The sequence below is a fragment of the Gloeocapsopsis sp. IPPAS B-1203 genome, assembly GCF_002749975.1.
Taxonomy (GTDB): Bacteria; Cyanobacteriota; Cyanobacteriia; order Cyanobacteriales; family Chroococcidiopsidaceae; genus Gloeocapsopsis.
Genome location: NZ_PEIG01000009.1, coordinates 222,857 through 242,111, shown reverse-complemented (window position 1 = coordinate 242,111; position 19,255 = coordinate 222,857). Strand labels below are relative to the sequence as shown.

22 protein-coding genes are annotated in these 19,255 nt (G+C 42.0%); 14 read left to right on the top strand and 8 right to left on the bottom strand.

Features of this window, described 5'->3' with window-relative positions; all coding sequences use genetic code 11:
- Positions 1-38: 38 nt before the first annotated feature.
- On the top strand, positions 39-1,616 hold the full coding sequence (locus CSQ79_RS17370) for an alkaline phosphatase D family protein (RefSeq protein ID WP_099702412.1): 1,578 nt from the start codon (positions 39-41) through the stop codon (positions 1,614-1,616).
- A gap of 34 nt (positions 1,617-1,650) precedes the next feature.
- On the opposite strand, the gene CSQ79_RS27980 is transcribed toward CSQ79_RS17370, so the two are convergent.
- From CSQ79_RS27980 to CSQ79_RS17355, 3 genes are all read right to left on the bottom strand, one after another.
- Positions 1,651-1,824: a hypothetical protein gene (locus CSQ79_RS27980; RefSeq protein ID WP_099702411.1), complete on the bottom strand. Its 174-nt coding sequence runs from the start codon at positions 1,822-1,824 to the stop codon at positions 1,651-1,653.
- A gap of 8 nt (positions 1,825-1,832) precedes the next feature.
- A complete protein-coding gene (petN, locus tag CSQ79_RS17360) occupies positions 1,833-1,922 on the bottom strand; it encodes a cytochrome b6-f complex subunit PetN (protein ID WP_015189376.1) in 90 nt (29 codons plus the stop codon).
- Positions 1,923-2,047: 125 nt separating this feature from the next.
- Positions 2,048-2,722, bottom strand: coding sequence for an SDR family oxidoreductase (locus tag CSQ79_RS17355; RefSeq protein ID WP_099702410.1), 675 nt, complete (start codon positions 2,720-2,722; stop codon positions 2,048-2,050).
- Between the two features lie 115 nt (positions 2,723-2,837).
- Between CSQ79_RS17355 and CSQ79_RS17350 the strand changes: the two genes are divergently transcribed.
- The 8 genes from CSQ79_RS17350 (at position 2,838) to dnaB (ending at position 10,836) form a co-directional block, all read left to right on the top strand.
- Positions 2,838-3,494, top strand: coding sequence for a hypothetical protein (locus CSQ79_RS17350; protein ID WP_099702409.1), 657 nt, complete (start codon positions 2,838-2,840; stop codon positions 3,492-3,494).
- A gap of 172 nt (positions 3,495-3,666) precedes the next feature.
- Positions 3,667-4,050 (top strand): hypothetical protein, encoded by a 384-nt coding sequence (locus tag CSQ79_RS17345; RefSeq protein ID WP_099702408.1) that lies wholly within the window; start codon positions 3,667-3,669, stop codon positions 4,048-4,050.
- Positions 4,051-4,102: 52 nt separating this feature from the next.
- A complete protein-coding gene (locus tag CSQ79_RS17340) occupies positions 4,103-5,938 on the top strand; it encodes an ABC transporter ATP-binding protein (protein WP_099702407.1) in 1,836 nt (611 codons plus the stop codon).
- Positions 5,939-6,130: 192 nt separating this feature from the next.
- On the top strand, positions 6,131-6,337 hold the full coding sequence (locus CSQ79_RS17335; RefSeq protein WP_099702406.1) for a hypothetical protein: 207 nt from the start codon (positions 6,131-6,133) through the stop codon (positions 6,335-6,337).
- A 216-nt stretch (positions 6,338-6,553) separates the two neighbouring features.
- Complete coding sequence (locus tag CSQ79_RS17330; protein ID WP_099702405.1) at positions 6,554-7,372, top strand: TlyA family RNA methyltransferase; 819 nt, start codon at positions 6,554-6,556, stop codon at positions 7,370-7,372.
- Positions 7,373-7,722: 350 nt separating this feature from the next.
- Positions 7,723-8,496, top strand: coding sequence for a hydroxyacylglutathione hydrolase (gloB, locus tag CSQ79_RS17325; protein ID WP_099702404.1), 774 nt, complete (start codon positions 7,723-7,725; stop codon positions 8,494-8,496).
- Between the two features lie 192 nt (positions 8,497-8,688).
- Positions 8,689-9,147: a 50S ribosomal protein L9 gene (gene rplI / locus CSQ79_RS17320; protein WP_099702403.1), complete on the top strand. Its 459-nt coding sequence runs from the start codon at positions 8,689-8,691 to the stop codon at positions 9,145-9,147.
- Positions 9,148-9,480: 333 nt separating this feature from the next.
- Positions 9,481-10,836, top strand: a complete 1,356-nt coding sequence (dnaB, locus tag CSQ79_RS17315) for a replicative DNA helicase (RefSeq protein ID WP_099702402.1) — start codon at positions 9,481-9,483, stop codon at positions 10,834-10,836.
- 18 nt (positions 10,837-10,854) lie between these two features.
- Here the strand turns inward: dnaB and CSQ79_RS17310 are convergent, their stop codons facing one another.
- Together CSQ79_RS17310 and CSQ79_RS17305 are read right to left on the bottom strand one after the other, a co-directional pair.
- On the bottom strand, positions 10,855-12,222 hold the full coding sequence (locus tag CSQ79_RS17310) for a di-heme oxidoreductase family protein (RefSeq protein ID WP_289501254.1): 1,368 nt from the start codon (positions 12,220-12,222) through the stop codon (positions 10,855-10,857).
- A gap of 53 nt (positions 12,223-12,275) precedes the next feature.
- A complete protein-coding gene (locus CSQ79_RS17305) occupies positions 12,276-13,406 on the bottom strand; it encodes an imelysin family protein (protein ID WP_099702400.1) in 1,131 nt (376 codons plus the stop codon).
- 189 nt (positions 13,407-13,595) lie between these two features.
- Between CSQ79_RS17305 and CSQ79_RS17300 the strand changes: the two genes are divergently transcribed.
- Both CSQ79_RS17300 and CSQ79_RS17295 read left to right on the top strand, forming a co-directional pair.
- On the top strand, positions 13,596-14,042 hold the full coding sequence (locus CSQ79_RS17300; RefSeq protein ID WP_099702399.1) for a ferritin-like domain-containing protein: 447 nt from the start codon (positions 13,596-13,598) through the stop codon (positions 14,040-14,042).
- Between the two features lie 9 nt (positions 14,043-14,051).
- Positions 14,052-15,005 (top strand): FTR1 family iron permease, encoded by a 954-nt coding sequence (locus CSQ79_RS17295; protein WP_099702398.1) that lies wholly within the window; start codon positions 14,052-14,054, stop codon positions 15,003-15,005.
- Between the two features lie 439 nt (positions 15,006-15,444).
- On the opposite strand, the gene CSQ79_RS17290 is transcribed toward CSQ79_RS17295, so the two are convergent.
- The 3 genes from CSQ79_RS17290 to trpB all read right to left on the bottom strand — a co-directional run bounded on the left by CSQ79_RS17290 (position 15,445) and on the right by trpB (position 17,995).
- On the bottom strand, positions 15,445-16,074 hold the full coding sequence (locus CSQ79_RS17290; RefSeq protein ID WP_099702397.1) for a ribonuclease D: 630 nt from the start codon (positions 16,072-16,074) through the stop codon (positions 15,445-15,447).
- 40 nt (positions 16,075-16,114) lie between these two features.
- Positions 16,115-16,645 (bottom strand): CAP domain-containing protein, encoded by a 531-nt coding sequence (locus CSQ79_RS17285; protein ID WP_099702396.1) that lies wholly within the window; start codon positions 16,643-16,645, stop codon positions 16,115-16,117.
- A gap of 114 nt (positions 16,646-16,759) precedes the next feature.
- Positions 16,760-17,995: a tryptophan synthase subunit beta gene (trpB, locus tag CSQ79_RS17280; RefSeq protein WP_099702395.1), complete on the bottom strand. Its 1,236-nt coding sequence runs from the start codon at positions 17,993-17,995 to the stop codon at positions 16,760-16,762.
- 67 nt (positions 17,996-18,062) lie between these two features.
- On the opposite strand from trpB, the gene CSQ79_RS17275 reads away from it, so the two are divergent.
- The 3 genes from CSQ79_RS17275 (at position 18,063) to CSQ79_RS17265 (ending at position 19,173) form a co-directional block, all read left to right on the top strand.
- Complete coding sequence (locus CSQ79_RS17275; protein WP_099702394.1) at positions 18,063-18,410, top strand: translation initiation factor; 348 nt, start codon at positions 18,063-18,065, stop codon at positions 18,408-18,410.
- Between the two features lie 62 nt (positions 18,411-18,472).
- Entirely contained in the window at positions 18,473-18,844 is a 372-nt protein-coding gene (locus tag CSQ79_RS17270; protein ID WP_099702393.1) for a tetratricopeptide repeat protein, read from the top strand.
- A gap of 170 nt (positions 18,845-19,014) precedes the next feature.
- A complete protein-coding gene (locus tag CSQ79_RS17265) occupies positions 19,015-19,173 on the top strand; it encodes a YqaE/Pmp3 family membrane protein (protein WP_099702392.1) in 159 nt (52 codons plus the stop codon).
- Positions 19,174-19,255 lie beyond the last annotated feature (82 nt).

Genomic DNA, 19,255 nt, shown 5'->3' with positions numbered 1-19,255 from the left:
GTTGCCTGACTTTAAAGAAGATATCTAGAGGAATTAATATGGCTCGCTGGGATGTGGAGCGTTTGCTGGTGACTCAGATGCAGCGGCGGCGCTTGCTGATGGGTGTGAGTGCATTAACAAGTTTGGCGATCGCAAGTCAATTTTCGCGGCGAGTTGTTGCTCAACCAAGATTTTCTGATTATCCATTTAAACTTGGTGTCGCTTCAGGAGAACCATTACCCGATGGTTTTGTGATTTGGACGCGGTTAGCACCTCAACCACTCAACGGTGGGGGAATGCCAAGGCAGAATATTGAAGTGCGCTGGCAAGTAGCACGAGATCCCAAAATGCAGCAAGTGGTTCAGAAAGGAACGGCGATCGCGACTCCTGAACTTGCCCATTCAGTTCATGTAGAAGTTCAAGGATTAGAACCAAATCGCTGGTATTGGTATCAATTCAAAGCGGGTAATGACACAAGTCGCATCGGGAGAACGCGCACTGCACCCGCACAAGGCGAACGCTTACAACAACTAACTTTTGCATTTGCTTCGTGTCAAGACTGGCAAAATGGCTTTTATTCTGCCTACCGCAATATGGCGCAGGAAGAACTCGATTTTGTCATCCATCTTGGCGATTATATTTACGAATACGGACCTGATTTCAGCAAGCCACGTCAACACAATAGCCCTGAAATTGTTAGTCTTGCTGACTACCGCAACCGCCATGCTTTGTACAAAACTGGATTTCATTTACAAGCAGTTCATGCAAAATTTCCTTGGATTGTCACCTGGGACGACCACGAAGTTGATAATAATTATGCCAACTTAATTCCTGAAGACAATCAAACACGAGAGGAATTTATTAAGCGCCGTGCAAACGCTTATCAAGCTTACTACGAGCATATGCCATTGCGTTTATCTTCCTTACCCAAGGGTCCAAATCTGCAACTTTATCGACGTTTGACTTTTGGGGACTTAGCTGAGTTTTTTGTATTGGATACTCGTCAGTATCGCACCAATCAACCGTGTGATGATGGATTAAAACCTCGGTGTGCGGAAGCTTTGGCTGAAAATGCGACGATGACAGGCAAAGAGCAAGAACGTTGGTTATTTAGAGGATTAGAGCGATCGCAAGCGCGTTGGAATGTCATAGCCCAACAAACAATGATGGCTCAATTTGATTTTGATGCGCGTTCAGACAGTGAGGTGTTTAACCTCGATCAGTGGGATGGTTATGTTGCAGCACGCGATCGCCTATTTAACTTCATCCAACAACGCAAAGAAGTAGCTAACCCTGTTGTGATTACAGGTGATATTCATTCAAACTGGGTACACGATCTCAAAGCCGACTTTAACAATCCTGCTTCGCCTACCATTGGTACAGAGTTTGTTGGAACTTCAATTTCCTCTGATTTTCCCGCGCAGTTTATCGCCCCAGTTACTGCAGCTTTAGCAAACAACCCACATACCAAATTTTTCGACGGTGCTTTTCGCGGTTACGTTCGCTGTCAACTGACACCCAAACAATGGCGTAGCGATTATCGAGTTGTTTCGACGATTCTCGATCCGCAAGCTCCAGCAAGTACGCTAGCATCCTTCATTGTGGAAAATGGGCAACCAGGCGCTCAAAGCGCATAAAATTACAATTGTGTCAAGAGGGTAAGGCATTGCCTTACCCCTTTTTGCGTTTGTATTTACCTTGAATGCGGTTTTCGCGGTTTTCTTTGTCTTGACGACGGCGATCGCGCCAATCTGCTGCTGTTAAGTACAAAACACCTCCGGTTACTGCAGTCAGTAACCCAAAGGCAATTAAAACAAGAACATTAAGTGCTGTTGTCGTTTCCACTTGAGCTTTTACAGTCCGTTACGACCCCAAACTACCATTGCAATTGACCATGTGAAGGTAACAAGCAGTGTAACCCAACCGAGTGTCAAGATTTCCATAGCCGTGTATTAAGCATTCTGTAAAACAATCTTAAAATTTATCATACTGCAAGATCGGCACTAGAGGTAACGTTAGAAAAACCTATGAAGATAGGTTTCGTTTGTGTAGCGGTGATTTCAATCGCTCAGCTGACATCAAATGCAACAAAATCAGGTTGACCGTACATCATTTGGCGATCGACGGCGGAGAGAATTTTATTATTCGCCTTTTCCGAATTGAGACAGCGACAGACAAGTTGGGCGACATCAGCGCGGTGAATTGTCCCAGCAACTCGCGGATCTTCGGTAAGAATGCCATTATTTGTTGCGGGTTCTGATTTCAAACCACCTGGTCGAATGATTGTATAAATGAGTCCACTGTTAATCAAATGCTGTTCAGCTTTTTCCTTCTCAGCTAATACAGACCCTAATGTTGCCAAAGCTTGAGGTGGTAAAGCTTGCGCACTATCACCGCTACCAATTGAGGAAATTAAAATAAATTTTTGAACTCCGGCTTTGACTGCTGCATCGATCAAATTTTTGTTTCCTAAATAGTCAGCGCGATCGCCATCTTTAGGTAAACCACCAATTGTGCTGACAACGGCTGTAATTCCTTCTGACAACATTGCGTTTTCTACATCACTGACACGCAAGGCGTCGCCTAAAACAACCTCAATTTGCATTGCTTCTAGATCCGCACGAGTCGCCTCGCTGCGTAGTAACGCTTTTACCTTTAATTGTTGTTGTCTCAAACAATGCGCGATTTCTCGACCGACGCCACGGCTGGCTCCCGCAAGAAAAATGTAGGATGGATTTGTCATGCTTAGTTTTGTTGGGTAATGGGTAACAGGTAATGAATCGGAACTATGACCAATTATCAATTACCAATGACCAATTACCAGCCTTTTAGTGATGTTCGTTTTCACTCGCTTACTTATGAGTAGAAAAATTATTTTATGGGTGCTTTGGGCAGCATTTATAATCTATGTGCTGTTTTTTGCACCACCATTGCATCTACAAGAAACCTTAACACTGTTAATCAATATTCTGACGTTGCAGTGGACAAAGGTAAATCCAGTTATTTTATCTTTGTTTTCGCTCATTGGTGTTTGGATATTCATTTATAGCTGCCTTTTGTTTTTTGATGGCAGAATGCAGAAGATTCCGTTTTGGGCTTTTGCACTCGCGTCACTTGGTACAGGTGTGATTGGGTTAATCCCATACTTGGCGTTACGCGAAGCGAATCAAGAATTTACTGGTGCTAAAGATTCGTGGTTACAGTTGCTAGACTCGCGTAGTACTGGTGTCGCTGTGACGATCTTTACCATTGGTTTAGTCGCTTTTGGTTTATTTGCTGGCGATTGGGGAGATTTTTTCCAGCAGTTTTTAGGCGATCGCTTTATTCACGGTATGAGTTTAGCGTTTTGTGTGTTTACTGTCTTGTTTCCTACCGTACTTGGCGATGATATGGCGCGTCGCGGTTATTCTAGCGATTCACAACTTTTTTGGTTGTTTGCGCTTATTCCTTTATTTGGTTCCCTTGCATACCTTTGCTGGCGTCCGCCTTTACACGATACCGTTTCATCAATTTAGTACTTGTGTACTATCTTTAAGTAGAATGAAGAGGGGCTAGGAGCTAGAAGTCAGGATTCATGGAAAAATCTACTTTTGTGGAAACTACTAATCAGTTTAGGTTCTATCTGTACAACCCTGATCTCTGACCTCTGACCCCTGACCTCTTTATTATTCAGGGAGAACATCACATATGGCAATTGCAGATTTACGCAAAAGCGACATGATGGCGCATTTACTAGATGCTTTAGATGCAGGTAAGGATATTGGTCACTACGGTAGATTAGTGTTTGCGATGGTAGCGCGGCACTTTTTAAGCGAAAAAGAGTTAATCGAACACCTGCAAAAAGACCGCGACTTTAGTGAAGAAGACGCGCGATCGCTTTATCAACAAGTACAAGGTAAAGACTATAACCCCCCACGCCGCGAACGAGTATTGGAATGGCAACAACAGCAAGATTTTCCGATTTGTCCCAATCCTGACGATCCTGATGCTTGCAACGTTTACAAAGATTTGCAGTTTCCTGAGGAAATTTACGACCAAATCTCGGAATATCACGAACAAAAGGGGAGTTAAGTAGCTAGGGTTAGTAAAAAGAGTGGAGTGGGTTTCCCGCATGGGATCGTAGATGAAAAGTTATTCGCAGGGAATCGCACTCCCATTGCAGCAAAGCTTGCGACAAATATTAGCAATATTTCGTTATAGTGGACGGGCTATCGAACTGGTATGGACGACTAGCCATGTCCTGACATTGGTTCTGGCAGTATTCACTTTAACAGCAGGTTTACTTCCTGGGGCGATCGCCTACATTGGTAAATTAATTGTTGATGCGGTTGTGGTAGCCTCACAGTCAGGATTAGAAAGTAATCGAGCCGCCTTAGGCTATTTAACACTAGAAGCCATATTAGTTGCCTTACTCGCAGGCAGTCAACGGGGATTGAGTATCTGTCAATCACTATTACGAGTGTTATTAGGGCAAAGAGTTAATATTTTAATTCTAGAAAAGGCTTTAACCCTCGATCTTGCCCATTTTGAAGATTCTGAATTTTACGATAAGATGACGCGGGCGCGGCGTGAAGCCTCAAGTCGTCCGCTGTCGCTTGTTAGTCGTACGTTTGGTATTGTTCAAGATAGTCTTTCACTCATTACATACGGTGGATTACTACTACAATTTTCGCTGTGGGCTTTGTTAGCACTCGTTTTAACTGCAATTCCTGCATTCGTTGCTGAAACAAAATTTGCCGGAGAAGCCTTTCGCTTATTTCGCTGGCGCGCACCAGAAACACGACAACAGCATTATCTAGAAACATTAATCGCGCGTGAAGATTTTGCGATGGAGGTGCAGCTGTATCAACTAGGACCAATGTTGCTACAACGCTACCACAATATTTTTAATCGCCTTTATCGTGAAGATCGCAATTTAACCCTACGCCGAGGCGTGTGGGGTTACGCTTTGGGTTTACTGAGTAGTGCAGCATTTTATGCAGCGTATGCTTGGATTGTGATAGAAGCGATCGCCGGACGAATTTCGCTTGGTGATATGACGATGTATCTTGTTGTGTTTCGCCAAGGACAAACAACATTTTCTTCTGCACTGACTTCCTTAGGAGGAATGTACGAAGATCAGTTGTATTTGTCTAATCTTTATGAGTTTCTCGAACAAGACATTCCCCAACCAGGCGGTAATGCGACTCAAGGAATTATTCCCCAAGACGGTATTCGGTTTGAAAATGTGACTTTTACCTATCCAGGAAGCTTGCAACCTGCAGTAAAAAACTTATCGTTGCATCTCAAACCAGGTGAAAAACTGGCGATCGTGGGTGAAAATGGTTCGGGAAAAACGACTTTAATTAAATTATTAACGCGCCTTTACTCTCCAGATTCAGGACGAATTCTGCTTGATGGCTTAGATTTACAAGAATGGGATATTGAAGTTTTGCATCGGCGGATTGGCGTGATTTTCCAAAATTTTGTCCGCTATCAATTCACTGTTGGTGAGAACATTGGTGTTGGAGATGTTCAACACTTGGTTGAAGAACCACACTGGCATACTGCCGCAGATAAAGGCATGGCACAACCTTTTATCGAGCAAATGGCTGATAAATTCTACACCCAGTTAGGGCGTTGGTTTAAAGGAGGTCAAGAACTCTCTGGCGGACAATGGCAAAAAATTGCACTTTCGCGGGCTTTCATGCGGACACAAGCAGATATTCTTGTTTTAGATGAACCCACCGCAGCGATGGACGCGGAAGCTGAAGTGTTAATTTTTCAACGATTTCGCACTCTCAGCAAAGATAAAATGGCAATTTTAATTTCGCATCGCTTCTCCACTGTCCGCATGGCAGATAAGATTGTTGTTCTTTCTGGTGGAGAATTAATTGAACAAGGAACTCACGAGGAGTTACTGCAAGCTGAAGGACGTTATGCCCGACTTTTTTCGCTACAAGCTGCGGGATATCGGTGAAAGAAGTAGAAGGGTAAGAGGGTAGGCGGGTAGTTGGGTAGGCGGGTAGATGGGTAGTAAAGAACAATAATAATCAAATCTCTCCCACACTCCCACTAGCCGCTCGTTCATCCAAAAGTAAAGAATTTCTAAGAAGACTGACATCTTGACTATATTGGAGTCAAAATCAATGGCAAGTCTTTTGATGTTGCCATGATGGTCAATCCTGCGCAAAACTCAAATCCATCTGCGGACGTGCATCTGACGGCGGCGGAACAGGATCTTATTGAGCAAATTCAATCTGAGTTAATATCATTAACTCGTGTGACTCCCGATGAAACGACTGATTGGCAGCAATTTCCGTTTGGGACTAACTGGAATAGTACGTGGGAAGGGGAAATCTACCGTAACCTTTGGTAGCAGTCTGTAAGCATTAGAATAGACAAAGCTTATATTTCAGAGAGGTGAGGGAACAGTAGCTTAAAAGCATGGGATTGAAACAAGGAATTATTCTCCTCGGCTCAATGTATCTCGCCATAATTCTTTGTTCTTTTAGTGATTTTTTTATCCACCTCTAAAGAATTATTTTTATTCCCCTCACTCCTCACCCCTCGCCCCTTCTTCTGTAATTTTGTCTTGGCTAAACAACGACTTGATACGCTACTTGTAGACTTAGAACTTTGTTCCTCTAGACAACAAGCGCAACGTTTGATTCGCGCCGGTGAAGTTTTTGTCAATCAACAAATTATTGACAAACCTGGAACTGAGGTTGAGACAACATTACCAATTCATATCAAAGAGCGATCGCCTTACGTTTCACGCGGCGGAGAAAAGCTTTTCAAAGCTTTAACTGAATTTGAGATTTCGGTTGCTGGGCGTGTTTGCTTAGATGGTGGAATCTCCACTGGCGGTTTTACAGATTGTCTTTTGCAAGCTGGTGCAAAACGCGTTTATGGTGTCGATGTTGGCTACGGACAAGTTGACTGGGGTTTACGCAACGATTCGCGTGTCATTTTAAAAGAACGAACTAATTTACGCTATCTGCAACCAGAACAATTATATAAAGAGGGTGACGCTGCTGCTGATTTTGCGGTAGTTGATGTATCGTTTATTTCTTTAACAAAGATTCTACCTGCTTTGTGGGAGTTACTACAGCCTCCGCGAGAAGCAGTTTTGCTCGTTAAACCACAATTTGAAGTAGGGCGATCGCAAGTTGGCAAAAAAGGCGTAGTCCGCGATCCCAAAGCACAAGCTGAGGCAATTTTTCAGGTGTTACAAGCTGCACAACAACTAAATTGGCAATATCGTGGCTTAACCGTTTCTCCGTTGCTAGGTCCTGCTGGCAATATTGAATACCTATTGTGGTTAGGAATCGATAGTTACATTGCAACACCTAATTTTTCTCAGATTATTCAGTTTGCCCAAACAGTCCACGAACAATTCACCAGCAATTAAATCTGCTTTCTTTTTATCTACTAAATACCAATTTACATCTAAGTTTTGTACATAAATTAAAATAACATCATTGCTGAATTGCTTGTTATGAGCATTTTTGTCACGAAAATTGAATATCTGGGCAGTGAATTTAAGTCAAGTTTTAGTTACCTACTAATATTTAAACCACTATAATTTCAGTAAATTACAGTAATACTTTTGGCACGTCTATAATCTTCACTTATTATTGGGTTTATTCATTAGTGTTAGGTATAAACTCTAAAAGCTTTGAATTGTTAATTAAGTATTTTTTCTCGTTAAAAATAATTTTTATTACGTTATTAATTGGAAGAGTGATAGAACTACAAGCAATGGAAGTCATCAGAATTTCAGCACTTTATGATAATTACATCTTTTTACTGCATGAACCCATGCAAAATATAGCTGCGGTTGTAGACCCAGCAGAGGCGGAACCAGTACTACAGCAATTAGAGCAACTAGGCGCAAAGCTAGTGACAATTTTTAATACGCATCATCATAATGACCATGTGGGTGGTAATCGCAAGTTGATGCAGCATTTTGGTAATGTCACAGTGTATGGTGGCGAGAAAGATCGTGGCAGAATACCTGGACAACAAGTTTTTTTGAAAGAAGGCGATCGCGTTTACTTTGGCGATCGCACTGCTGAAGTCATTTTTGTCCCTGGACACACTCGCGCCCACATTGCTTACTACTTTCCACCAGAAACACCAGGGGCGCTTGGAGATTTGTTTTGTGGTGATACTTTATTTGCTGGAGGTTGCGGTCGCTTATTTGAAGGGACTCCAGCCCAAATGATGGATTCTTTATCTAAATTAAGAGCTTTACCGGATAATACGCGAGTGTGGTGTGCTCACGAATACACTTTAAAGAACCTGCAGTTTGCACTGACAGTGGATGGTGGAAACCCTGAGTTACAAGCTCGTTTTGCTACTGTCAAAGCAGCACGTAATCGTTTTGCAGCTACTATACCTTCGATGTTGAGTATCGAAAAGCGTACTAATCCTTTTTTGCGTTGGCATCAACCAGAATTACAGTTAGCAGTCCAAAGTAACGATCCATTGCAAACTTTTGCACGGTTGCGCGGCATGAAAGATCAGTTCTAACTTCCAGTAGTTTTTTCTAGAATAAATCACAGCATCAACAAGATTGCTGCAAATTAACTGCACGCAGTATGATAAATAGTTGCGATCGCTTGCTGCATTTCGTTACGATTATAAATTCTGACTCCTTTTACAAAGTAGTTTCATCCTTCTACTGCAAAGACACCACAGCAATTAAATCACGACAGGAAAATCATGGCAAAACGCGTGCAATTAGTTCTCAATCAGGATATTAGTAAGTTAGGACGATCTGGAGACTTAGTTGAAGTTGCACCAGGCTACGCTCGCAATTATTTGCTGCCCCAAAATTTAGCGGTGCAGGCGACTCCAGGTATTCTCAAGCAAGCTGAACGCAAGCGTGAAAAAGAACGTCAACGTCAAGAAGAATTAAAGCAACAAGCTTTAGCCCAAAAAGCAGCATTAGACAAAGTTGGGCAATTGACTATTGCTAAGCAAGTTGGCGAAAAAGATGCAATCTTTGGTACTGTAACTGCTCCCGAAGTCGCAGCGTTAGTTCAAGAAGCCATTGGTCAAGAGGTAGATCGGCGTGGAATTACCTTACCTGACATTAGCCAAACAGGAACTTACACCGCTGAAATTAAGCTGCATCCAGAGGTAACAGCAGAAGTCCAAATTCAGGTCGTACCAGAATGAAGAAGTCATGGGTCAGAGGTCAGGGTGATTTTTGAACCGCAGGTCTGCACGATTCGCATCCTTAAATGAGAACAAAAAATTTCTCCCCTGCACTTGAAGCACCTCTGCTTAATTGTATTCAATCTAAACTTGAAAGGGTATTAGTCCACCTCCGTGGACTTCGTTTTTACAGCCGCGAAGGGAGTCACTAGGCTTAAAAGATGTGGTGTGTAATCATAGCCAGGGCAATAATAGAAAGCGGAAAGATAGATAATAGATACAGTATCTAATTTCTTGCCTTAAATTTGTCCTCCTCGTAACCCTAACCTCTGACCTCTGACCTCTGACTGCTATATGACTCAACAACTGAGTTTTCAAGATAATATAGGTGGCTTACCTCCACAGAATGTTGATGCAGAAGAAGCCATTCTAGGAGGTATTCTACTCGATCCTGAAGCGATTAGCCGTGTGAGCGATCGCTTGATTAAAGATGCTTTTTATATCAACGCCCACAGAGAAATTTACGAAGCTGCCTTGAAACTCCACAATCAGGGTAAACCAACGGATCTTTTAAGTGTTTCAGCGTGGTTAGCAGATCGCGATTTACTTGCACGTATCGGTGGGAGAAGTAAATTAACTCAACTTGTAGATCGTACTGTATCAGCAGTCAATATTGACGTGCTAGCAATGCTAGTGATGGATAAATACTTGCGGCGCAAGTTGATCGAATCGGGTAATGAAATTGTCCAGCTAGGCTATCAAACTGATGTGGAGTTGGCAACAGTTTTAGACAGCGCTGAGCAAAAAGTTTTCAGCATCACGCAAGAACGCCCGCAACAAGGTCTTGTCTCGATTTCGGATACGCTCATTGATACTTTTCAGGAACTTGAAAGTCGCGATCAGGGGCAAACTCTACCAGGAATATTGTGCGATTTTTACGATCTGGATGCTCTTACAGGTGGTTTCCAGCGTTCTGACTTGGTAATTTTGGCAGGACGCCCAGCAATGGGAAAAACTGCTTTAGCATTGAATATTGCTAAAAATATTGCTGCTCGTTATGAACAATCAGTTGCGGTTTTTAGCTTAGAAATGTCTAAAGAGCAATTGGTGCAACGTCTTTTGGCAAGTGAAGCAGGAATCGAAAGTCATCGGATGCGGGCTGGACGCATTAGCCAAAACGAGTGGGAACAACTAAGCCGCGCATTTGGAAATTTATCGGAATTACCAATTTATATTGACGACACCGCAAATATGACGGTGATGGAAATGCGATCGCAAGCACGACGCCTACAAGCTGAGAAGGGTACAGAGTTAGCGCTGATTTTAATTGATTACTTACAGCTCATGGAAGGCAGTAGTAGTGATAACCGCGTTCAAGAATTATCGCGAATTACGCGATCGCTTAAAGGTTTAGCAAGAGAATTAAAGGTTCCCATCATTGCTTTATCTCAGTTGAGTCGTCAAGTTGAAGCGCGAACAAACAAACGACCTCTACTATCCGATTTACGCGAATCAGGTTCACTAGAGCAAGATTCAGATTTAGTTTTAATGATTTATCGCGACGATTATTACAATAACGATACTCCCGATCGCGGTATTGCGGAAATTATTGCAGCGAAGCACCGCAATGGTCCTACAGGTACGGTAAAGCTATTATTCGATCCGCAATATACTAAGTTTAAGAATTTAGCTAAGCCTCCAAGTTACTGATGTTGAAGTTTTTGTGAGTTACAGAGAATTTAAGAATCGAATTAAAGCATCGCGATCGCTTTGAGGCATCTTTTTAAACATCTCTTTTGATTGTGCTGCTTCTCCTCCATGCCATAAAATAGCTTCTGCTAATGTCCGCGCCCGACCATCATGAAGATAGCCAGAATAAGGTAATGCAGTTTGAGTCAAGCCTAAACCCCATAGTGGTGGTGTGCGCCATTCTGTTCCGGTTGCAGCAAAGTCTGGTCTACGGTCGGCTAATTCTGCTCCCATGTCGTGTAATAACAAATCGCTATAAGGGTAGATTGTTTGATGTGCTAAAGCAGGAATTTCATAGTTTGCAGTACGTAATTCTGCCACATGACACGCAGCACAATTGGCTTGATTAAATAATTTTTCACCCTGCTTGACTATCGGATCGTCTACCATTGTGCGAGCAGGAACAGCTAGCGTTTGCGTATAAAAGGTTGCTGTATTGAGAGTGCGATCGTCAATATCACTAGAGCCATCTTTTTCAGGAAATAAAGGATTAGTCACACCCATATCATTGACATAAGCAGAAGCAGATTGCTGTAAGAGGTCAGGAATATTAGCTTTATGCCCAAAACGACCTAACACTACTTTTTGGGCAGTTGTATCCCATACCATGTTCGGACGACCAGAAATGCCATCTTTATTGCTATCTTCTGGATCAGCTAAAGCTAAGATGGTTTCGTCCACGATCGCTTCGAGTAAACCGCGACCAAATATTGGTGTAGGAATCCGCAGCGAGGTTAAAACTTCTGGTGGTAAAGGTTTCCCGTTAGGAAGTGTGATTCGAGCAACAGGCGATCGCAGTTCGTAGGTTGTTCCATCTGCATAGTTACCAAAAGACTTTTGCCAAGAAATTTCTACTTCTGCTTCGGGTTGATAACCATAAACAGCTTGATCCTGAATTTGCGTACCAATTCCTGGAACAGGTGGTGCATTTCCTAAAGTCACTGATGCTTCAGGATGCGATTCAAAGATAACCTCTTGTTCTTCACTAGTTGTAGGGTATCCTGGTGGTAAACTGACTCGGACAAGCATTTGTCCTTTCACAGGCATTCCTCTTCCATCACGGATGTGACAACCTGCACAAGAAGCATTGTTAAATAATGGTCCTAATCCTGAATTAACAGGCGCTGGCGGTGTGACAAAAACAGCTTCAAATGCTCGATCGCCTTCTAAATGATCTTGTAATTCAGCTTCACTTAAATTTGGTGCTGGCTGTTCAAAACCACGGGAAGTGCGATTGATGACTGTTGTTGCGCCTCCCGCCATTGGCGATCGCGGTAAAGACCAATTTTGACCCCAGAAAATCGATAAAGCAATTCCTGCGGCGATCGCTACAGCAAAAATTATCAAAAATTTTAGTTGTTTTCTGTGAATATGCACTGAGGAGTTCATACTGTTACAGCTTAGTTCTGTACCAAGGGCAAAACTTCCTGTCTCATGGTTTGTTGAAGACTATCAATTGCAGTTTGTGCGGCTTGAATTTGTGGTACTGCTTGCGGATTAGCCATTGCAGTTTCTAAAGGTGCAGGAATTTTCTCTAATGCTGCCATTGATGTCTGAAATTGACTTTTAATTCTGGCATCTAAATCAGGATTAACTTGGGCAATAAAATCACTAATTCCTTTTCCATCGGTATTAGCATCTGGGAAACGACCTAAATAAACGTTCTCTGCACCTTTGACGTTGCTTTTTAAGTCTTCAAGAGTATGAAAGCTAAATCGACTTTCGAGTAATTTAGTGTCTTTTTGCGCTAATGGTTCACCGATCTTCTCATTAGCAACTTCATCTAGGCTGTCGATTGTTCCTTGAACAATTTCTGCTGCTCCAGAAGGTAATGTTGGATAGTTGCTATTACTACTTTCACCCGCAGTAGCAAGTACTTCTCGGTACGCAGGTTGACCCTCCACTCCTGTTGTCCAACTAGCAACTAGTTCATTCGCCACACGGCTAAAGTCTTTACCTAAAGCTTGTAAGTATTCGAGTTCTCGTTGGTTGAAATCACTAACTTGTTTGTTGTTCTCTGTACCAAAGAGCAAAAACTCGATCGCATGAAATCCTTTTTCTGTATCTTGGCGCTTTTGAATTGTTTCTACAGTCAAAGGGTCATTACTTTGCAGTACAGCCGTTAAGTCGGTTTCATTGACTGGCCACGAATCTAAGGCTGCATCATATCCTAAAGAATCTGCTGGTCCAAAGGTAAAGCTTTCACTCTGTTCCCAGGGCGATCGCGCATCGCGCCAAGCATTCCGTGCTGCTGCAAGCGTTTGCTCGTTGGGATCTTGCACAAAAGTGTCAATTGCTTTTGATAGTTGTGCTGCTTTTTGAGCAAATAACTGATTAGTAGGAATCACAACTTGATCGGCAAAGTCACTGACAATCTGGCGATCGCTAAATTTACTAGCACTCGCTGCTGAAGTCGTATTCGAGGAGTTTGTATTTGCTATTGTTGAAGTTTGATTTTGACAAGCACTCGCACTCAAGAGTATCCCTGCGAAGACTGCTACCCACGTCCTTTGCTGCAAATGAAAACGCATTGTTCACCTGTTTATTGCAAGTAAAAATCAACTAACACTCATTATTGATCGACTTACTTGCTTTTTGTTTTAAGTAAATCTTGAGATTTTTTAGGATAGAATGAGAAAGTTTTGCAAAATAAACAAGTTACACCAACAGCGCTAATCTAGAAAATAGCGCGTTCAGAACAATACATACTTAAAATACTTATGAAAGAACTTGACCAAGAAAAAACGATTCACTTGCTAAACACCATTATGGAGTTTGAACTTGCGGGTGTAGTGCGTTATACACACTATTCACTCATGGTTACAGGACCAAATCGAATTCCGATCGTAGATTTTTTTAAAGCACAAGCAAACGAATCGCTACTCCACGCCCAACAAGTTGGGGAAATTCTGACTGGCTTGGAAGGACACCCCAGTTTGCGGATTGCGCCAATGGAAGAAACTTACACGCACACGGTGCGAGATATTTTAGAAGAAAGCTTGAATCACGAAAAAAAAGCTTTGGAATTATATAAAAGTCTTCTAGAAACAGTGAACGATGCAAGTATCTATTTAGAAGAATTTGCCCGCACTATGATCGGACAAGAAGAATTACACAACATTGAAATTAAAAAGATGTTGCGCGACTTTAGTGGTAGTGCTGTCTAAAAAACGTTTATGAGTATTAGTGCTGCGTTACCAACTTTTGTGATTACCCTGCGCGAAGGCGTTGAAGCTGCTTTAGTTGTAGGAATTGTCTTAGCGTGTCTCAAAAAAGCACAGCAAAGTCAATTGAATTCTTGGGTTTATGCAGGCGTGGGGGCGGGAATTGGTGCGAGTGCGTTGGTAGGTTTGCTGTTTAGTTGGATTATTCCTGTTATTAGTAACGCAAATCCTGAATATACGCCTGTCATTAAACCCCTCATGGAAGGGGTATTTAGCGCGATCGCAATTGTCATGCTAAGTTGGATGCTAATTTGGATGACACAGCAGGCGAAGCATCTCAAAGCAGATATTGAAGGGACACTAACTGACACTTTGCAACACAACCAAGCTGCGGGTTGGGGAGTTTTTAGCTTAATTTTTATTGCAGTGCTTCGTGAGGGCTTTGAAACAGTTATTTTTATTGCTGCTAATTTTCAACAAGGTTTATTCCCTGCTTTGGGTGCAGTATTCGGCTTAGTTGGTGCTGTTTTGATTGGCGTGATGCTATTTAAATGGGGTGTCAAGTTTAATATCCGCCGCTTTTTTCAAGTGATGGGGGTTTTATTACTGTTAATTGTTGCAGGTTTAGTGGTATCTGCATTAAAGCATTTTGATGCTGCTGTTGCTGCCCTTGCAAGTATAAATCCTGCCTCAGAGTCGTTGTGTTTCTATCACGAACAGTTTGTCAGAAATCCTTCTTGTATTTTAGGACCAAGAGTGTGGGATACTTCACAGATTTTGCCTGACAATCGCTTTCCTGGAATTATTCTCAAAGCTTTATTTGGCTATCGACAAAACCTATTTTTGGTGCAAGCTGTAGCGTACATCGCATTTTTATTGACGGTTGGTAGCATTTATTTTCGCAGTTTAGGCTGGGGTCAAACGAGTGCTACAGTGCAAAAACCAGCTAGTTCGCAGCAAGATTAATCGGAACTTCGTCAGATTGTTGAGTAGGTTCAGCAGTAGTTGAGATAGTCGTAAACTTAGAACCGTATTAGAGGAAAGTCAGTAGAAGTTTGCTCATTGAATTCTACCATAAGAAGTTTTTGCACGCTTAGAGTATCAATTAACTTCGCTAATTACAGCAAAGTTAACGATTTTTATCAAATGATTGAGAAAACTTAAAAAGGTTCCTTTTATTTAGGTAAGTGGGTAAAAATAAACATAACTCAAGAGCTGGTAACTGCTTAATAGTTTTAAGTTTTGAGTTTTGTTAGCGTAGCGGTGCCTTAGCACGTTTTGAATTGTTCGCGAACAAAGGTGCCGGAGGCATTACAATTTTGAACTTTGAGTTTTCTTAACTCATAACTCAACACTCAACATTCATAACTCTCTATTACCCATTACCCGCTACTCACCTACTGAACTAGTGTTCAAAAATATCTTTGAATTGTAGTAAGTCAAGCGTGACAATTGTTGGCAAACACTCAAAACAGGCTTGTGCTAACTCTAATCTGTCTTCGCGCTCAAGCATTGTAATGAGTTTCTGTTGTGCAGAAAGTAAATAGCGGACATCGTTGGCTGCGTAGCGGAGTTGTTGTTCGCTTAATGAAGCAGCGTTTCCCCAATCAGAACTTTGGGCGCTTTTATCGAGTTCAACTTGCTCTAGTTCTTGGATTAAGTCTTTTAGTCCGTGTCGATTTGTATAAGTACGGGCTAGTTTACTAGCAATTTTAGTACAAAAGAGGGGCGATACCTGAATATCAAGATGATAACTTAAAGTAGCAATATCAAACCGTGCAAAGTGAAAAACTTTCAGAATGCTACTTGCTTCCATTAAAGTTTGTAAGTTTAGAGCAGATTCTTGTCCTTTAGCAATCCGAATTGCGGTTACGCGCCCTTGAGGATCGCACAGTTGCACAAGACACAAGCGATCGCGCCAGGGTAATAAACCCATTGTTTCAGTATCGACGGCGATCGCCTCCGCATTCATGTATTCCGCTAAGATTTCATCGCTGATGTCGCGATCGCAAACTTGAAAATCGGTTAATTCCATATTAAGGTTCAGGAAATATTAAGAATAATTGATTTTGATATTAGCGGCTGCGGATAAAAATCTGGGTAAAGTAATATTCGCCTTTAGAGTTTCGACTAATACCGATACCAGTTAAATCATAATGACCTTCGATGTTAACGCGATGTCCTGCACTTTTAATCCAACCTTGGACAGCTTGCACGTCTGGATTACTATAGCCTTGGTTAAATGCAACATTTTCAGCAGCAGCACGATATGGTATGCTACGGCGAATGATTTGAACCCGCTGATCGAAACCATCATGGCTAAAAGGTACTTTACCACTTGCCATTGCTTGACTATGAGCTAGTGCTTGGGCACTAATTTGAGAATTGAGAGTTAATGGTGGTAAGTTGCGCGATCGCCGATATTCATTGATTTGCTTGTGGATAGATTGTTCCAAAGTTGCAAAACTAGAACTTGATGCAGGAGATGATGGTGTGCGTGACATTTGTTCAGGTAAAATTCTTTCCGCAATCGATATAGCATCACAACTAATAATTCCACCCGCGACAAGCACGCTCAAAGCTATGCTTGAAAAATGGTTTTGCATTTTAGCAATTACTGTTTAATAACCTCTAAACAAGCAATTTCTCATGAGTAATTAATATGTCCTCTTAAAAGCTATTACCAATTACCTATTACCTATTACCTATTACCCATCACCTCAATCTTGAAGATGCTTCGCGACAGTTTGCACGTCTTTATCACCGCGCCCTGAACAGTTAATCACTATTCGCGGACTACCTTCGAGTTGCGGACATAAGGTGTCGAGATATGCGATCGCATGAGCGGTTTCAAGTGCAGGTATAATTCCCTCTAGCTGCGCTGTGCGTTTAAATGCTGCTAAGGCTTCTTCATCAGTAACGCTGTAATATTCCGCCCGTTGCTGATCTTTTAAGTAGCTATGTTCAGGTCCTACCCCAGGATAATCTAGCCCTGCACTAATTGAGTGTGCCTCTACAACTTGACCATCATCGTCTTGTAAGAGATAACTCATCGCCCCGTGTAAAACACCAACACGTCCTTGAGTTAGTGTAGCTGCGTGTTTTTCAGTATTGACGCCTTCCCCTGCTGCTTCAACACCAATCAACCTCACAGATGGTTCATTCACAAACTCATGGAATAAACCCATTGCATTAGAACCACCACCGACACACGCCAGAAGAATATCAGGTAATCCGCCCCACTTTTCTAAACACTGGGCGCGAGTTTCAATGCCAATTACAGCATGAAAGTCACGCACAATCATCGGATACGGATGCGGTCCTGCAACAGAACCTAAAATGTAGTGAGTATTTTCAACATTTGTCACCCAATCGCGAATTGCTTCGGAGGTTGCATCTTTAAGTGTTCCTGTTCCCGCCGATACAGGGCTGACTTCCGCACCCATTAACCGCATCCGAAACACATTAAGACTTTGACGTTCCATATCCTGAACGCCCATGTAGATGACGCATTTTAATCCAAATCTCGCGCAGACTGTAGCTGTTGCAACACCATGTTGTCCTGCACCTGTTTCAGCAATAATCCTTTGCTTACCCATGCGTTTAGCGAGTAATACCTGTGCCAGGGCATTATTGATTTTGTGTGCGCCGGTATGATTCAAATCCTCGCGCTTTAGATAAATTTGTGCGCCTGTGCCATCTGGACGAGCATAATGCGCTGTGAGGCGTTCTGCGAAATACAACGGTGTAGCCCTTCCTACATAATCCCGCAGCAGTTGTTGTAATTCAGCAATAAATTCTGGATCGTTGCGATACTGCTGATATGCTGCTTCTAATTGACTCAAAGCAGGCATCAACGTTTCAGGAACATATTTACCACCAAAGCGCCCAAAGCGTCCGAGGGTGTCGGGGCGTTGTTCAGCTTGAGATTGTGTAGGTAAAGGAGTAGTAGTCACAGACTGGCTAAAATAACAGAATACAGTTAATTAATTATAAATTAAACTCAGGCTTTCAACTTTCACTATGGCTGCTGCAAATCGTAAATCCTCTGATAATCCTTTTGTTTACCGCGAGTTTGGCGGCGATAATTCTCCAGCCCTAGAACGCGGAATTCAAAACTTACCGCCTGCGCAACAAAACCTCCGCGTCCAAGCTTCGCGTAAAGGACGTAAGGGTAAAACAGTGACTGTGATTAGTGGTTTTCAATCCACACCAGAGACTTTAACAGCTTTGGTAAAACAACTCAAATCACAGTGTGGTAGTGGCGGAACTGTTAAAGACAACGAAATTGAAATTCAAGGCGATCACAAGCAAAAAATTATTGAAATTCTTACTCAACAAGGTTACAAAGCAAAAATCAGTGGTGGGTAGCTTGTGTCCTACTTACTAAGAGTTAATACAGTCAGAAGTTAATTATAAAGAATATAGCTAAGATGCCAAATTTAGCAGAAGGGATAGCTGCATTTCAAGCAGGAGATTACACAACTGCTGTTAAAATTTTAAAGCCAATTGCTGATTGTGGCGAGGCTGAAGCGCAATGTATAATTGCAAATATTTACCATCTAGGTCTTGGTCTAGAGAGAAATATTTTAGAAGCAGTTAAGTGGTACAAGAAGGCAGCTGAACAGGGTTATGGTCTAGCCTCAAATAATTTAGCAGGGATTTTTCTGTCTGGTGATAACGGTATAGAAGTAGATCGAGCAGAAGCAGAAAAGTGGTACAAAAAGGCTAAAGATCAAGGTTTCTTACATACTCCTAGTGAAACATATCTTGAGCCAAGATTTCTACTTAGTAGTCCTGAATAAGTAAGGTATAGATGGCAACAATGGCTCTAAATACGCCCATAGTTCATTACAAAATCCAAGCAAATTAACGCTGCACCATAATCAAGTTAAGATGTTAGCATAATTACCAATGCCGGTGTGTTAAAAACCACCCTTTAATTCAGTAAAAAGTTGTCACATCACATAATACAATGGATATTCTTCGCCTAATATGCGCAATCTTTTTGCCACCTCTTGGTGTCTTTTTGCAAGTAGGTTTTGGTAGAGACTTTTGGATCAATGTGCTTCTAACTTTACTGGGCTACATTCCAGGAATTGTTCATGCGGTTTGGATCATTCTTTCTAAATAAACTGCCTGCACAAACATCAAACAGCACTTAGGAGGAAAAGACACTATAATTAGATTGAAATTGGGTACTTAGTTTGAGTTTC

Excerpts from the sequence above, each read along its gene's own strand:
- CSQ79_RS17370 (WP_099702412.1), top strand. The coding sequence starts at position 39 with ATGGCTCGCTGGGATGTGGAGCGTTTGCTGGTGACTCAGATGCAGCGG.
- petN (WP_015189376.1), bottom strand. The coding sequence starts at position 1,922 with ATGGAAATCTTGACACTCGGTTGGGTTACACTGCTTGTTACCTTCACA.
- CSQ79_RS17355 (WP_099702410.1), bottom strand. The coding sequence starts at position 2,722 with ATGACAAATCCATCCTACATTTTTCTTGCGGGAGCCAGCCGTGGCGTC.
- CSQ79_RS17350 (WP_099702409.1), top strand. The coding sequence starts at position 2,838 with ATGAGTAGAAAAATTATTTTATGGGTGCTTTGGGCAGCATTTATAATC.
- CSQ79_RS17345 (WP_099702408.1), top strand. The coding sequence starts at position 3,667 with ATGGCAATTGCAGATTTACGCAAAAGCGACATGATGGCGCATTTACTA.
- CSQ79_RS17340 (WP_099702407.1), top strand. The coding sequence starts at position 4,103 with ATGAAAAGTTATTCGCAGGGAATCGCACTCCCATTGCAGCAAAGCTTG.
- CSQ79_RS17335 (WP_099702406.1), top strand. The coding sequence starts at position 6,131 with ATGATGGTCAATCCTGCGCAAAACTCAAATCCATCTGCGGACGTGCAT.
- gloB (WP_099702404.1), top strand. The coding sequence starts at position 7,723 with ATGGAAGTCATCAGAATTTCAGCACTTTATGATAATTACATCTTTTTA.
- rplI (WP_099702403.1), top strand. The coding sequence starts at position 8,689 with ATGGCAAAACGCGTGCAATTAGTTCTCAATCAGGATATTAGTAAGTTA.
- dnaB (WP_099702402.1), top strand. The coding sequence starts at position 9,481 with ATGACTCAACAACTGAGTTTTCAAGATAATATAGGTGGCTTACCTCCA.
- CSQ79_RS17305 (WP_099702400.1), bottom strand. The coding sequence starts at position 13,406 with ATGCGTTTTCATTTGCAGCAAAGGACGTGGGTAGCAGTCTTCGCAGGG.
- CSQ79_RS17300 (WP_099702399.1), top strand. The coding sequence starts at position 13,596 with ATGAAAGAACTTGACCAAGAAAAAACGATTCACTTGCTAAACACCATT.
- CSQ79_RS17295 (WP_099702398.1), top strand. The coding sequence starts at position 14,052 with ATGAGTATTAGTGCTGCGTTACCAACTTTTGTGATTACCCTGCGCGAA.
- CSQ79_RS17290 (WP_099702397.1), bottom strand. The coding sequence starts at position 16,074 with ATGGAATTAACCGATTTTCAAGTTTGCGATCGCGACATCAGCGATGAA.
- CSQ79_RS17285 (WP_099702396.1), bottom strand. The coding sequence starts at position 16,645 with ATGCAAAACCATTTTTCAAGCATAGCTTTGAGCGTGCTTGTCGCGGGT.
- CSQ79_RS17275 (WP_099702394.1), top strand. The coding sequence starts at position 18,063 with ATGGCTGCTGCAAATCGTAAATCCTCTGATAATCCTTTTGTTTACCGC.
- CSQ79_RS17270 (WP_099702393.1), top strand. The coding sequence starts at position 18,473 with ATGCCAAATTTAGCAGAAGGGATAGCTGCATTTCAAGCAGGAGATTAC.
- CSQ79_RS17265 (WP_099702392.1), top strand. The coding sequence starts at position 19,015 with ATGGATATTCTTCGCCTAATATGCGCAATCTTTTTGCCACCTCTTGGT.